Source organism: Aequorivita sp. H23M31, assembly GCF_004022485.1.
Lineage (GTDB): Bacteria > Bacteroidota > Bacteroidia > Flavobacteriales > Flavobacteriaceae > Aequorivita > Aequorivita ciconiae.
This window is the reverse complement of the sequence record NZ_CP034951.1, coordinates 82,653-97,673: the sequence shown is the minus strand read 5'-3', so window position 1 is coordinate 97,673 and position 15,021 is coordinate 82,653. Positions and strand designations below refer to the sequence as shown.

Genomic DNA, 15,021 nt, shown 5'->3' with positions numbered 1-15,021 from the left:
TTTAGGCTTTTTATGGTGCTCACAAGAAACAAAAAAGTAATAACTTTGCCAAAATTGAAAAGAAAGTAATTGATGCAGAAAAAACAAGCTGAAACCGATCAACTTATTACTCAAATAATATTAGGGATTGAAGATGTAAAAGGAGTGGATATTGAAATTCTCGATCTGCGAGATATTGAAAATACTGTTTGCGACTATTTTATCATCTGTAACGGGACCTCAAACACCCATGTGAATGCCATTGTAAATTCCATTCAAAAATCCGTAGGCAAATCTTTAAAAGAAAAACCCTGGCATGTAGAAGGGAGCGAAAATGCCGAGTGGATACTCATTGATTATATTGACGTGGTTGTGCATGTATTTCAAAAGCATATTCGTGAGTTTTACGATATCGAAGGCCTTTGGGGCGATGCGAAGTCGGTTAAAATAGAAACAATTCATTAAAAGAAAAGAAAGTTAGCCCTATGGCGGTAGAAAATAAAAATAAGAAACTCGACCCGAAGAAACCGAGACCTAATTATTACTGGATTTACGCAGCGGTGATATTGCTGTTTTTCGGAATTCAAATATTCGGCAGCAATTGGTCGCAACCTGCGAAGACAACGCAAGCCCAATTTGAAGATTACCTAAAAAAAGGCGAGGTTGAAAAGGTTGACATAATCAATAAGAAGATTGCGAAGGTCTATCTTACAGATTCCGCAAAAGAAAGAGAATCAGGAACTCAAAAAGATACACCAGCATTTTTGGCCCCCGGTCCGAATGACGCGGATTACCAATTTGAATTTGGAGATCTTCAGAATTTTGAAAACACCTTTCAGCAGATAAAACAGGAAAATAACCTGGATACAAAAATGGAATGGCATACAGACTCCAACGTCTGGGGCGATATCCTAATGGGAATCCTGCCGTTTGTAATCATCATTGCCATCTGGATCTTTATCATGCGCAGAATGTCTGCTGGAGCAGGTGGTGGTGCCGGAGGGCAGTTGTTCAACATTGGAAAATCCAAAGCCAAGCTTTTTGATGAGAAAATAGATATAAAAACTACATTTAAGGATGTAGCAGGATTAGAAGGTGCAAAAGAAGAGGTCCAGGAAATTGTCGATTTCCTCAAAAACCCTGATAAGTACACCTCTTTGGGAGGAAAAATCCCGAAAGGAGCTTTATTGGTTGGACCTCCAGGTACAGGAAAAACTCTATTGGCCAGAGCAGTAGCGGGAGAGGCAAAAGTGCCATTCTTCTCCCTATCAGGTTCTGATTTTGTTGAAATGTTTGTGGGAGTGGGAGCTTCTAGAGTACGAGATCTATTTAAGCAGGCAAAGGATAAATCTCCAGCAATTATTTTTATTGATGAGATTGATGCAATCGGTCGTGCTCGTGGAAAGAGTAATTTTTCCGGAAGTAACGATGAAAGAGAAAATACCCTAAACCAACTTCTTACTGAAATGGATGGTTTTGGCACAAATACAAATGTTATCGTTTTGGCCGCTACTAACCGAGCTGACGTACTCGACAAGGCTTTGATGCGTGCGGGACGTTTTGATAGACAGATTTATGTAGATCTTCCAGATGTCCGTGAGCGCCAGGAAATATTTGAAGTGCACTTGCGCCCTATTAAAAAAGACGAAGGTCTGGATACGGATTTTCTGGCAAAACAAACCCCAGGTTTTTCAGGTGCAGATATTGCCAACGTTTGTAACGAGGCCGCACTTATCGCTGCAAGAGGCGGTAAAAAATCGGTGGGGAGACAGGATTTCCTAGATGCTGTTGATCGAATTGTGGGTGGCCTTGAGAAGAAAAACAAAATAATGACAATAGATGAAAAGCGTGCAATCGCCTTTCACGAAGCAGGTCATGCTACCGTTAGTTGGATGTTGGAACATGCAGCTCCCCTAGTAAAGGTTACTATTGTTCCCAGAGGGCAATCTTTGGGTGCTGCTTGGTATTTACCTGAGGAGCGTCTAATAATCCATCCTGAACAAATGCTTGACGAAATGTGCGCCGCTCTTGGTGGCCGTGCTGCTGAAAAAGTAATTTTTAATCGTATTTCTACTGGGGCCTTGAGCGACCTTGAAAAAGTTACCAAACAGGCGCGAGCAATGGTGACGGTGTACGGTCTGAATGAAAAGGTTGGAAATCTTACTTATTACGACAGCAGCGGTCAATCGGAATATAACTTCACCAAACCTTATAGCGAGAAAACCGCCGAACTTATCGATACGGAAATTTCAAAACTAATTGAGGAGCAATACCAAAGAGCAATCCAGATATTGGAAGATAATAAGGACAAATTAACCGAACTTGCAAATGTTCTTTTGGAGAAAGAAGTTATCTTCAAAGATAATCTGCAAAAAATATTTGGAGATAGACCTTATGAAGAGCCAGAGAAAGTAGAACGATTGGCGAGCACCTAAAATTTCCATACAGATGGGAAGATTTTTTAAATATCGCGCTTCAACTAAGATTTTATATCTTTGGTCGTTAACTTGTTTATGAACTCCTCAATAATCAAATCATTAATGAGTCTATTCAAAAGACTTTTAAATCCAAATTATAAATCGGAGAAAGATCCCCAAAAAGGTATTAAATCCGACAGGAGCAGTTATTACCCAGAGCAAAAACTTCCCGTAGATGAAAAATTCACCCATTTCTTCAAAAACAATGGAGGGAAATTCATATACTGCGAGAATTGGGAAGAAGCAATGGAGGCTTTCGATAATATAATGATCGAGAACGATTGGTACGAGCAGGATGTATTCTGTATGGAAGATCGCCTTCGAAAAAAATTCGATGGATTTAACCTCAATTTTGTAAATAAGGTCGATTCCAAATTCGTACTTACTACGTGCGAATCTTTGGTGGCCAATACCGGTGCCATACTTTTATGCTCTAACCAGGTAAAAGAAAAAAAACTTAACGAACTCCCGTACAACATGGTAGTTTTAGCTACTACCAGTCAAATTGTAGAGAACATAAGTGAAGGTTTAAGAATTATTAATAACCAACGTTCTCCGCATATTCCGAGCAATATTACCACTGTCCAAAATTTCGAGTCCGAAAAAGAAAAAGATTTTATGACTCAGGGAAGCAGTACAAAAAACTTATATTTGTTGCTTTTGGAAGATTTATAAAATATGAAGGAAATTCTCGTAAGGACTATCTCGGGCGTAGTTTACATTTCAATAATCGTTTTTGCGATGTTCACTTCCCGGGAATGGTTTATGGGACTTTTCTTTATTCTTGCCCTAATAACGATGAGTGAGTTCTTAAAACTGGTGCATCTTACCAGTTATCTCGCTTATTTCCTCCTTGCTGCAGCCTTTTATTTTTTGAGCTATCGCGTTTTTAATGAAAATGGAGTTTATTTATTGTTGATTATAAGCGCCTTCGTCAATTTATCTCTCTTTATAGATGTACTTCGAACAAGCAAAATCCCAATGTTCGAAAACAAAAAATATATTACCGTAGTATTCTATATCATCAGCGGTTTTGTTTTTCTTACACTCATTCCCGTAATGGATGTAGATGGTAAATTTATTCCACATCTTATCGTGGCAGTATTTGTTTTAATGTGGGCAAATGATACCTTCGCATTTTTGATTGGAAAAAATTTCGGAAAGCATAAACTCTTAGAGCGCATCTCTCCGAAAAAAACGGTAGAAGGATTTTTAGGCGGTGTGGCGGGTGCTCTTGTGGCAGGATTCGTTATTTTTAAAATTACCCAAATCTACAGCCCAAATGATATTGAGAGATATAATTTATGGGTTTGGATTTGTCTGGCTATCATTGTGTCAATTTTCGGCACTATAGGCGATTTAATCCAATCAAAGTTTAAACGGCAGGCCGGAGTAAAAGACAGTGGAATCATTATGCCGGGACATGGCGGAATGTATGACAGGTTGGATAGTATCCTTTATGCCAGTCCTTTTGTATATGCTTTTTTATTAATAGTCGATTATGTTTCATAAAGAAGGTTTTAAGATAATTACAGGTGCCCTACTGATAGTCATTATCCTTAGTGTTTTGGCTAATATTTTTGTAGAGGATCCCACTTTTAGAGGTGGAATTATAATTACACTTATAATTCTTCTTCTCTTGGTTCTGCAATTTTTCAGAAATCCAAAACGTTTCTTCGATCTCCATTCCGAAGAGGTACTTTCTCCTGTTGATGGAAAGGTTGTTGTAATAGAAGAAGTTTTTGAAAAAGAATATTTTCAGGACAAAAGACTGCAAGTGTCTGTCTTTATGTCCCCAATAAATGTTCATATAACCCGTTATCCCGTTGGAGGAAAAATTGTTTATAGCAAGTATCATCCCGGGAAATATCTGGTAGCTTGGCATCCAAAATCTTCCGAAGAAAACGAACGCACTACAGTGGTAGTTAATAATGAAGTGTTTGGCGATGTGCTTTATAGGCAGATTGCAGGAGCGCTGGCAAAACGCATCGTAAATTATGCCGAGGTCGGAGATGAGGTGGTGCAGACCGCAGATAGTGGTTTTATAAAATTTGGTTCCCGCGTAGATGTTTTTCTGCCAATTGGCACCCAAATTAATGTTACCCTGAACCAGAAAGTAAAAGGCGGAATTACAATTATAGCAAGAAAATAATGAGCCCTGAAGAACTGGATATTGTATTCAAACAAGCGGTTGAAAGTATAAATCAGCATAAAGAACCCTTCCCAGCAGATTTCTTATTGCGGTTATATGCTTATTATAAAAGAGCCACTGGCAATCAGGTTTCTCCCGGAAGCAATAAACCATTGATTAATGCATTTAAGACAAATGCCCTCTTTCAAACGCAAGGATTAACTTCAGAAGAAGCTAAACAGCTTTATGTAGATGCAGTTAACCATTATTTTTTATACCGAAAATAATTTACTTCTTTAAAATCGGTTTTCCTTTTATTAATCCTCTATTCTTAAAAGAGAGGTTCGCTTTGCTTAAATAGGTTATATTTTTTTAGATTCCTGATACAATCTATAATCACGTTAACCCAAAAAACGTCCCTGAAACTAAACAATCCTTTATCAATTTTCCGCAATTAAAAATGCACATCAGGCTTTACCATTCAAATCTTTTAATGGCCTGACGGGAATTTTACATCTAGTTTCGCAAACTTATTTTAAGCCATTAAGGCTAGCTTTCAAGGTTTCTATCTTGGCCAGAGCATCTGCCTCTTTTTGTTTTTCCAGTGCAACAACCTGTGCAGGTGCACCAGCGACAAATCGTTCGTTTTTCAATTTTCCCTGAACACTTCTCAAAAATCCTTCGGTATATTTCAGCTCTTGGGAAAGGGTTGCGATTTCTTCCTCTACATTTATCGCACCGGCAATCGGTACAAAATACTCATTGCTCTTTACCCGAAAGGTCAAAGCTCCTTCCAGTTTTTCAGTGATATAGTTCAAGTGTGAAATATTGCCCAATTTAGATATAAGAGCGTCAAATTCCTTGGAACTTCCCTCCTTGTTAATTACGGAAAGTTGAATAGTATCCTTGAATGAAATATTCTTTTCCTTCCGGATGGTACGGATGTTAGAGATAACTTCCGAAGCAAATTCAAAATTCTTTATTATTTCAGTATCATAAGAAATCGGTGAAGGCCATTTAGAGACTATAAGCGCTTCCGAAACATCCCGCTGGGTAATGTGCTGCCAAATTTCTTCAGAAATGAAAGGAATGAAGGGATGGAGGATTTTCAGATTGTCTTCCAAAATAGAGATTACTTCCAGATATGTTGTTTCGGACATAGGTTCGCCAAAGGCAGGTTTCACCATTTCCAAAAACCACGAGCAGAAATCATCCCAAATTAATTTATAGGTTGCCATTAAAGCGTCACTTATTCGGTACTTTCCATAATGATCTTCGATCTCGGCAAGGGTCTTCTGAAATTTATTTTTATACCATTTTATGGCAGTTGCCTCACTTTCCGATTGGTTTTTTTCTATGGATACTTCCCAACCATCGATTAACCGATAGGCATTCCAAATTTTATTTACAAAACCACTTCCTTGTTTACAAAGATCCTCATCAAACATCAAATCATTGCCGGCCGGGGAACTTAGGAGCATCCCAACACGTACACCATCCGCTCCATAAATATCCATTAATTCGATTGGATCTGGGGAATTGCCGAGGGATTTGCTCATCTTTCTTCGTTGCTTATCGCGAACGATTCCAGTAAGATAAACATTGTTAAAGGGTTTTTGACCACGATACTCATAACCCGCAATAATCATTCGAGCTACCCAAAAGAAAAGGATTTCGGGAGCTGTAACGAGGTCATTAGTGGGATAATAATAATTTATTTCTTTATTGTCCGGTTCAAGGATTCCATTAAATACACTAATGGGCCATAACCAGGAAGAAAACCAAGTATCAAGAGCATCGGGATCTTGTGTTAAATCGGATGCAGTTAATGGTTCTTTGCCTTCAGGCTCACGATTTTTATTGGCCAGAATCACAGCTTCTTCTATGGTTTCCGCAACCACAAAGTCCTCCTTACCATCTCCATAAAAATATGCCGGGATTTGATGGCCCCACCAAAGTTGACGCGAAATGTTCCAGTCGCGAACATTTTCCATCCAATGTCGATAGGTATTCACAAATTTTTCAGGAACCAGATTCACCTCTTTATCCAATACGGCATCCAACGCCGGCTTGGCAAGATCCCTCATCTTAAGGAACCATTGGTCGCTCAGTTTCGGCTCAATAACCGCTCCGGTGCGTTCGCTGGTTCCTACTTTATGTAAATGGCTTTCAATTTTGGAAACTATTCCAAGGTCTTCCAACTCTTTTACGATCTCTTTTCGCACCAAGAAACGATCCTTTCCTTCATAATGAAGACCAAAACTATTGAGTGTTCCGTTATCATTAAGGATATCTACAATTTCAAGATTGTGTTTTTCGCCAAGTGCTTTGTCGTTTTCATCGTGTGCGGGTGTAACTTTTAAACAGCCTGTACCAAATTCAACATCCACGTATTCATCCTGGATAATGGGGATTACCCTTTCACAAATGGGCACAATCGCCTTTTTCCCCCGAAGATGTGCAAACCGTTCATCATTGGGATTGATACAAATTGCCGTATCACCCAAAATGGTTTCAGGACGTGTGGTTGCAATGGTCAAGACCTCATCGCTACCTTTCACTTTATAATTTAAGTAATAGAGATTACCTTGTTTTTCTTCATAAATTACTTCTTCATCCGAAAGAGTAGTCTGCGCTTCAGGGTCCCAATTGACCATTCTATAACCACGGTAAATTTTGCCTTTTCTATAAAGATCAACGAAAACTTTGATTACAGAAGCAGACATTTCTTCGTCCATTGTAAATTTGGTACGATCCCAATCACAAGAAGCACCAAGTTTTTTGAGTTGCTCAAGAATGATTCCTCCGTGCTTATGTGTCCAATCCCACGCGTGATCTAAAAATTCATCTCTCGAAAGTGAGGATTTATCAATGCCAGCTGCTTTAAGCTTTGCTACCACCTTGGCTTCCGTGGCGATAGAGGCATGGTCCGTTCCCGGAACCCAACAGGCATTATAACCTTGTAGCCTGGCCCGTCGGATCAAAACATCCTGAAGTGTATTATTGAGCATATGGCCCATATGCAGTACGCCCGTAACGTTTGGAGGAGGAATGACAATAGTATAAGGCGTTCTTTCATCTACTTCAGAATGGAAATAACGATTCTTCATCCAGTAGTCATACCACTTATTTTCAATCTGTTTTACATTGTATTTCGCATCTAAAGCCATACTTTGGTCTGATTTTTGAACAGTAAGTGGCAAAAGTAAATATATCTGTATGATTATAAAAGAGTATAAGATATTTTGCAGGTTATTTAAAAGTTCTATACTTTAGCACAGATTAAAAACAAAAGAATCATGAAAAAATTAGCTCTAATTGCACTTGTTGCCTTTATTGGTTTTACCACTCAAGCACAACAGGCAAAAATTACCTTTAAAACTGATACTGTAGATTATGGTACAATTCTTAAAGGGAGTGATGGAGTACGCGTATTTGAGTTTACAAATACGGGTGATGCACCTCTTATTATAACCGATGTGAAATCGAGTTGTGGCTGTACCGTTCCAAAAAAACCAGATGGACCTATTGCTCCAGGGGCAAGCAGCTCAATAGAGGTTAAATATGATACAAACCGTATCGGCCCCATTAGAAAAACAATCACAGTAACCTCTAATGCCAGTGAGCCGATGGTTGCCCTAAAAATTAAGGGAGAAGTAAAAAACGATACCGGTAGCGTTCTAGAAAGAAGTTAGATTTACAGGAATAAAAAATTATCAAGCCGCATTAAAACTGCGGCTTTTTTTATTGCCTTTTTTAAAGAAGAAAGCCATTTAATAAACAAGTTTTATCAAAATACTCTCTTAAGACTGAATCGAATGGTTTTAAAATGCATACCTCTTTTTACATTCAGAATTATTTTTCTTCCTTCTTGCGTGGAAAACAAATTAATCAAATCGTATAACTTGTAGGTATAATTGGGTTTACCATTTATTGACAGGACTATATCTCCCTTTTGCACTCCCGCAATCTGGGCCGGAGAACCATCCCTCACATTCACTACAACATACCTCGGTACTAGAGAAAACTGAAGTTTGTCGATGAGCCAATCCGTACCCGATTGTTCCAAGGTTATACCACTCATATTATAATTAAACGGTTCATCGAAACGTGTGTTTTTTTTTAATTGCATTATGGCTTGGGGATAGTTAAAAGTTATATCAAAACGGCTCAAAAATCCCCCTCCTACGCTTCCATCGCGATTTTCAACCAAGCGAGCTTTAGCGATTGCATCCTCATCTGGGAAAGAAGTTAAGACTTGTTCAAGTTGAAAATCACCAAACGACAATACTGGCACCCGAGCTCTATTTCCATATATATCCCCACCCAATCCCAATCCGAGAAAGTCGTAAAAATAATTTTTAGGGTCCTCTTTCACAAAATCATTTTCATCAAACAACCACAATACGTCACTATTACCTGAATCTACCAATAACGTAACACTTCTTTCACCGATTTTTATATCAATATATGGCTTCCCATTTATAAAACGCAAGGGTAAATCTTCACATTTGTTACATTTATTCCGGGAGTACCTTTTAGGGTCGTAGATGACGATAGACCTGGAGGAATAATTTATTTTAACAACAAAGTTTCGAAAAAAATCATTACCAAGAATGCCGTTTATAGGGATTCCCATTCTGGGCGAAAAATTGAGCGAGCTGTCAAAAATAAAGTATACCTCGTGATTATTATCGACGGCGTTTCCAACTTTAATTATATTGTTCTTGCTTTTCGTAGCATACAAATAACCATTTGGCCCAAGACCTAACATTCTAACGGGCACCGTGGGTCGTTTTTGAAAACTATCTACATTTTCGGTACTAAAAAGTATGGTCGACTTAACTCCCGTATCAAGAATAAACGAAAAATACGAACCGTTGATATTCACTTTTATGATGGGGAGGTTGTTTACCAGTTCAAAGGGAATCCGACTTCTTTTTTTATTATCCTTCAAATGAAAGCCTGCTTGCCCAAATACGGGAAAGGTTAACCATAGAAATAAAATACAAATTATGCTACCCTTAAACATGAACTCTTTTTGAATAATGAAGTTATGTAAAAATTAGTCGCCTACGACTATGGTATTATATCCGTTAGCAGAAAAAACCCTCCTTTCTTTAGGCTAGAAAAACTTAAAGAGAAAATGGTTTTTTTTCAATAAAAAACTTCAACATATTCTTTATAAGATGGAGAGGTCATAAAAAAGTTAGACTGGTCACAAAGGGAAAATTTAATTGAAATTTTAAAAAATAGGAATCAGATAACAGTGATAAAAAACTGAAAATCTTGGCATCTTCAAAACAGCGTAATCTCCAATATATTTTGCAACTTTGCGACAAAATTTTACATTATGCCTTCAGTATCCATAAAAGGAAAAGATATGCCGGAATCTCCAATCCGGAAATTGGTTCCTTACGCCGAAAAAGCTATCAAAGCGAACAAAACTATTTATCACTTGAACATAGGTCAGCCCGATATCAAATCGCCAGAGATTGCGATGGAAGCGGTGGCAAACCACAATTTGGAAATCCTTGCCTATACCCGTTCGGAAGGTTCTTTGGAATACCGGGAAAAAATAGCTAAATATTATCAAAAGAATAATATTCCGGTTGAAGCAAATGACATAATTGTTACCACCGGCGGCAGCGAGGCTCTTCTTTTTGCTATGGGAAGTATAGCCGATACAGGAGACGAAATAATAATTCCGGAACCGTTTTATGCCAATTACAACGGTTTTGCTACAGCTTCTGGAGTTAAGATTGTTCCCGTTATTTCAAAAATTGAGGACAATTTTGCCCTCCCTCCTATTTCGGAATTTGAAAAACTTATCACTCCCAAAACTAAGGCAATTCTGATATGCAATCCAGGAAATCCAACTGGATATCTTTATTCCAAGGAAGAAATTCAGACGCTGGCAAAAATCGTCAAGAAACACGATTTATTTTTGGTTTCGGATGAAGTTTATCGTGAGTTTACATACGATGGTTCAAAGCATTATTCTATCCTAGAAGAAGAAAGCATGGCTGAAAATGGGATTATAATCGATTCCGTTTCCAAGAGATATAGTATGTGCGGCGCCCGGATTGGTTGTTTGGTCTCTAAAAATAAAGAAGTAATCTCCACTGCTTTAAAATTTGCCCAGGCTCGTTTAAGCCCTCCAACCTTTGCACAAATTGCAAGTGAAGCAGCCTTGGAAACACCACAGAGCTATTTTGATGAGGTGATTACCGAATATCAGGATAGAAGAAACACTTTAGTTGATGCTTTAAAAGAAATTCCAGGCGTTAAGGTTGGGGAACCAAAAGGAGCGTTTTACTGCATAGTTGAACTTCCTGTAAAGGATAGCGATAGATTTGCCCAATGGTTATTGGAAGATTTTGATGACAATGGTGAAACCGTAATGGTAGCACCAGCGGCAGGTTTCTATTCCACTCCAGGGGTTGGCACAAATCAAGTGCGGATTGCTTATGTTTTGAAAAAGGAGAGCCTTTTAAGAGCAGTAGAAATATTAAAACTAGCACTTCAAAAATATAAGGATTAATGCAAATTGAGGAATACAAATCCCTTAAATCATATAATACTTTTGGCATAGATTGTACCGCTCGTTATTTTATATCGGTCAATACTGTCGCCCAACTAAAGCAGGTCCTTTCTGAAAATTCCTCTTGCAAACTTTTTATTCTGGGCGGTGGCAGCAATATGCTGCTTACCGCTCCATTGGATGCACTAGTTATCCATGTAAATTTAAAAGGTATTGAAATACCCAAAGAAACTAAGGATGAGGTTCTAATTAAAGCCATGGCTGGCGAAAACTGGCATGAGTTCGTCCAGTATTGCATAGCCCACGATTTTGGAGGTCTTGAAAACCTCTCTTTGATTCCCGGAAATGTAGGAACAGCGCCAATTCAAAACATTGGAGCTTATGGTGTGGAACTTAAGGATACTTTAGTAAGTTGCAATACTCTTAACATCCAAACTTTGGAAGAAAAAGAGTTTACTAAGGAAGAATGTAATTTCGGATACCGTAATTCTATTTTTAAAAACGAAGTCAGGGGACAATATATCGTGACAAGTGTAACCTTCCGCCTGACAAAGAGAAACCATAAAAAGATTATCTCTTATGGGGATATTCAGCGCGTATTAGCTGAAAAAAACATCGAGAATCCAAGTATTAAGGATATCTCGGATGCAGTTATTGCTATCCGTCAATCTAAACTTCCAGATCCAAAAATTTTGGGCAATAGTGGTAGTTTCTTTAAAAACCCTGTCATCGAGCTGGAGACTTTTGAGCAATTCAGATTAAAATTTCCCCAAGCCCCATTTTACGAAGTTTCTCCAATCCAATTTAAAATTCCTGCTGGATGGCTTATAGAAAATGCTGGTTTTAAAGGGAAGCGATATGGTGATGCGGGAGTCCATAAAAACCAAGCTTTGGTACTTGTTAATCACGGCAATGCCACGGGTGATGAAATTTGGCAACTGGCACTGAGAATACAAAAAAGGGTATTTGAAATGACTGGAATTGAAATTGAGCCAGAAGTCAACGTATTTTAAGGAAGATCCAAGACCCCATCAATTATAAAAATTTGGCCATTGGAGGCTGGACTGTCACTCCTTTGGATTTTTGCCTTTCTTCCCTTTCCGTCTGAAATTTCCATCTGTCCATTGGAATCTCTAATAGTTAGAATGTTTCCCTCAAGTGTTGTTAACCTGATTTTTCCGTTCTTCTTGATTACATCTCTCAAACTGTTTTCGTCATAATTTCCTTCAACGATATGAGATTTTATAAGAGTTAACATTTCGGAATAATTTGTTTGGTCAGAATAATATTTCCTTTTGGTTTCGGGCCATTTTTCAAGGACGCTATCGGCTACTGAAAAGATTATAAAGGGTCCGGCCTCATTTGTGAGCTTATCGGCTAGATTTCCTGAAACGAGATATCTAGTAAATCTTTTCGTTTCCGGCATAGCGATTAATCGGGCCATTATACTATTCGCCTTTTGTTTTTCCACTGCCGTAAGAACGCGTCTTTTTGTTTTTTGAACCGGGGTCTTTTCAGTCCCTACGTTTTTCATATCGGTTCCAATTGCTTCGGTACTACCCTCATTCTTACAAGAAAACAATAATAAAGTGGATACTACAACGAAAAAAAGACCAATTTGTCTGAACATAGTTAAAGTTTTTAAAATCGGGACTAAAAATACCCAATTTCCAAGTAAACCATTTGTAAAGATTGTATTTTTGTACTTCAAAATATTGCTATGGTATTGTTATTTATCACATTTGGATTACTTCTGCTTGGCGTTGCCGGCATTGCTATAAAACTTTGGGCAAAAAAGGACGGAAAATTTGGTGGCACCTGTGCCAGTCAAAGTCCATTTCTGAACAAGGAAGGTGCATCTTGTGGGTATTGCGGGAAGACTCCTGACCAGTTTGACTCTTGTTCAGAAACTTCGCACCAATAAATTATTTATAAATTTTTATCCTTTAAAATCCGAGGTTTACGGACCGACTGGAAATTTATTCTTAGTTTTTATCTAAATTACATCCAATCATAGAACAAAACTACAATCATAAATCTATATGATATTACTTTACGTTTTTGGCGCTGTGGCGTTGATAAACTGTTGCTACTATTTTATTTTCATCCAATTTTCTTTCTTAAAACCAACTGAAAGAGTATCTGCCGAAAAGCCACCTGTTTCCCTTATTGTATGTGCAAAAAACGAAGCAGAAAATCTTGAAAATCATATTCCGTTTTGGTTAAATCAGAATTATCCAGCATTCGAACTTATTTTGATAAACGATGCCTCTACGGATGAGACCTTGGAGGTAATGGAAGGTTTCGCCAAAAATGATCCTAGAATACAAATTGTAAACGTCAAGAATAACGAGGCCTTTTGGGGCAATAAGAAATACGCCCTTACATTGGGAATAAAACGTGCCAAGAACAGAAGAATGGTATTTACTGATGCTGATTGCTATCCCGCTTCCCAAAATTGGTTGGAAGCGATGAGCTCTCATTTCACTGAGGAAAAACAACTAATTCTGGGGTACGGTGCCTACGAAAAACAGCCTGGTTTTCTCAACAAACTTGTTCGTTTTGAAACTTTGCTTACGGCCATCCAATATTTCTCTTACGCCCAAATTGGAATTCCTTATATGGGCGTAGGTCGTAATTTGGCATATACCAGTGCCCTTTTTTATGAGAAAAATGGGTTTATAAAACATATAAAAATAGCTTCAGGTGATGATGATCTCTTTGTAAATGAAGCAGCAACTGAGAAAAATACTGCCATCTGTATAACTCCCGAATCTTTTACCTATTCTCTTCCGAAGAAAGACATGAAAAAGTGGTTTTCCCAGAAAAAAAGACACTATACCACCGCAAAACTCTATAAGCCATTGCATAGAATCCTTTTGGGAATATACTATATAGCAAACCTTTTATTCTGGCTTCTTTCGGTGATAATCTTATTCACACAATTTTGGAAATATGGTCTGGCAATTATAACTCTACGATTTATTATTCAGTATATAGTTATTGGCAAAGCTGCCAAAAAACTAAGGGAAGCCGATCTTATATTTCTCATTCCTTTTTATGAATTGTTTCTTGTTTTAAGTCAATTGAGTATCTTTATTTCCAGGAGCGATGAAAAAAACTCGCAATGGAAATAACCCCAGAAGAAATATCCAACCAAATTCAGAAGGCAAAAAAAGGGAAGCAGGAAGCCTTCAAATTTCTATTGGATTATTATTGGAATGATGTGTATGGATTTCAGCTAAAAAGAATCCGAAATGAGCACGATGCCGAGGATATCACTATTGAAACCTTTGCCAAGGCCTTTGATAAAATCGATACTTTCGATCCCAGCTTTACATTCCCTACTTGGCTTCTTACTATTTCAAAAAATATTCAAATAGACCGCACGCGCAAAAAGAATGCTTCTATCTATTCAAATACTACGGATACATCCAACGAAATAGTTCAGAAAATTGTAGATCATTCTCCCACTCCGGAGGATAAATTGATACGCGAACAGAACCTTGCCCAACTTTTAAGATTTATTAAACTCCTGAAACCCCACTATCAAGAGGTTATTAACCTGAGGTATTTCCAGGAGATGAGCTATAATGAGATTTCTGAAAGACTTGAAGAACCTCTAAATAACGTAAAAGTCCGACTGCTTAGGGCACGTAAATTACTGGCAGAAATCATTGCACAGAAAGAGTAGTTTTCACATTAAAATAAAAAGATATTCATATTCTTAGTTGAAAAATTTTTAATCTCTCTTTAAAAATAGTAATCGAAACCTTACCTATTAAATTCCAGATCCATTGAAGACCAATAACTTGAAACCACTTTTTCTTTTAATTGGTATATAAATATTTCGTTGTGGAATATCCCAACTTCTTATTATCATTTGTGCT

The 15,021-nt window shown here is 37.8% G+C and carries 15 protein-coding genes; 12 read left to right on the top strand and 3 right to left on the bottom strand.

Features of this window, described 5'->3' with window-relative positions; all coding sequences use genetic code 11:
- Positions 1-72 precede the first annotated feature (72 nt).
- From rsfS to EI546_RS00445, 6 genes are all read left to right on the top strand, one after another.
- Positions 73-444: a ribosome silencing factor gene (gene rsfS, locus EI546_RS00470; protein WP_128248702.1), complete on the top strand. Its 372-nt coding sequence runs from the start codon at positions 73-75 to the stop codon at positions 442-444.
- 20 nt (positions 445-464) lie between these two features.
- Positions 465-2,414 carry an ATP-dependent zinc metalloprotease FtsH gene (gene ftsH, locus EI546_RS00465; protein WP_128248701.1) on the top strand — a complete coding sequence of 650 codons (1,950 nt, stop codon included), beginning with the start codon at positions 465-467 and terminating at the stop codon, positions 2,412-2,414.
- A 105-nt stretch (positions 2,415-2,519) separates the two neighbouring features.
- Positions 2,520-3,131 carry an LUD domain-containing protein gene (locus tag EI546_RS00460; RefSeq protein WP_128248700.1) on the top strand — a complete coding sequence of 204 codons (612 nt, stop codon included), beginning with the start codon at positions 2,520-2,522 and terminating at the stop codon, positions 3,129-3,131.
- Positions 3,132-3,134: 3 nt separating this feature from the next.
- A complete protein-coding gene (locus EI546_RS00455; protein ID WP_128248699.1) occupies positions 3,135-3,968 on the top strand; it encodes a phosphatidate cytidylyltransferase in 834 nt (277 codons plus the stop codon).
- A complete protein-coding gene (locus EI546_RS00450) occupies positions 3,958-4,608 on the top strand; it encodes a phosphatidylserine decarboxylase family protein (protein ID WP_128248698.1) in 651 nt (216 codons plus the stop codon). The genes EI546_RS00455 and EI546_RS00450 overlap by 11 nt, the downstream gene beginning before the upstream one ends.
- Positions 4,608-4,874, top strand: a complete 267-nt coding sequence (locus EI546_RS00445) for an acyl-CoA-binding protein (RefSeq protein ID WP_128248697.1) — start codon at positions 4,608-4,610, stop codon at positions 4,872-4,874. The genes EI546_RS00450 and EI546_RS00445 overlap by 1 nt, the downstream gene beginning before the upstream one ends.
- A 243-nt stretch (positions 4,875-5,117) precedes the next feature.
- On the opposite strand, the gene EI546_RS00440 is transcribed toward EI546_RS00445, so the two are convergent.
- Entirely contained in the window at positions 5,118-7,757 is a 2,640-nt protein-coding gene (locus tag EI546_RS00440) for a valine--tRNA ligase (protein ID WP_128248696.1), read from the bottom strand.
- A 129-nt stretch (positions 7,758-7,886) separates the two neighbouring features.
- Between EI546_RS00440 and EI546_RS00435 the strand changes: the two genes are divergently transcribed.
- Positions 7,887-8,282, top strand: a complete 396-nt coding sequence (locus EI546_RS00435; protein WP_128248695.1) for a DUF1573 domain-containing protein — start codon at positions 7,887-7,889, stop codon at positions 8,280-8,282.
- Between the two features lie 95 nt (positions 8,283-8,377).
- Here EI546_RS00435 and EI546_RS00430 read toward each other — a convergent pair whose 3' ends face one another.
- On the bottom strand, positions 8,378-9,619 hold the full coding sequence (locus EI546_RS00430; protein ID WP_128248694.1) for an aspartyl protease family protein: 1,242 nt from the start codon (positions 9,617-9,619) through the stop codon (positions 8,378-8,380).
- Between the two features lie 321 nt (positions 9,620-9,940).
- Here EI546_RS00430 and EI546_RS00425 point away from each other — a divergent pair, with 321 nt between their 5' ends.
- Together EI546_RS00425 and murB are read left to right on the top strand one after the other, a co-directional pair.
- Complete coding sequence (locus EI546_RS00425) at positions 9,941-11,131, top strand: pyridoxal phosphate-dependent aminotransferase (RefSeq protein ID WP_128248693.1); 1,191 nt, start codon at positions 9,941-9,943, stop codon at positions 11,129-11,131.
- Positions 11,131-12,144, top strand: a complete 1,014-nt coding sequence (gene murB / locus EI546_RS00420; RefSeq protein ID WP_128248692.1) for a UDP-N-acetylmuramate dehydrogenase — start codon at positions 11,131-11,133, stop codon at positions 12,142-12,144. The genes EI546_RS00425 and murB overlap by 1 nt, the downstream gene beginning before the upstream one ends.
- Here the strand turns inward: murB and EI546_RS00415 are convergent.
- Entirely contained in the window at positions 12,141-12,761 is a 621-nt protein-coding gene (locus EI546_RS00415; protein WP_128248691.1) for a fasciclin domain-containing protein, read from the bottom strand. The genes murB and EI546_RS00415 overlap by 4 nt on opposite strands.
- Positions 12,762-12,851: 90 nt before the next feature.
- Between EI546_RS00415 and EI546_RS00410 the strand changes: the two genes are divergently transcribed.
- From EI546_RS00410 to EI546_RS00400, 3 genes are all read left to right on the top strand, one after another.
- Entirely contained in the window at positions 12,852-13,055 is a 204-nt protein-coding gene (locus EI546_RS00410; RefSeq protein WP_128248690.1) for a membrane or secreted protein, read from the top strand.
- 118 nt (positions 13,056-13,173) lie between these two features.
- Positions 13,174-14,268, top strand: coding sequence for a glycosyltransferase (locus EI546_RS00405; protein WP_128248689.1), 1,095 nt, complete (start codon positions 13,174-13,176; stop codon positions 14,266-14,268).
- A complete protein-coding gene (locus EI546_RS00400) occupies positions 14,259-14,825 on the top strand; it encodes an RNA polymerase sigma factor (protein ID WP_128248688.1) in 567 nt (188 codons plus the stop codon). The genes EI546_RS00405 and EI546_RS00400 overlap by 10 nt, the downstream gene beginning before the upstream one ends.
- Positions 14,826-15,021 lie beyond the last annotated feature (196 nt).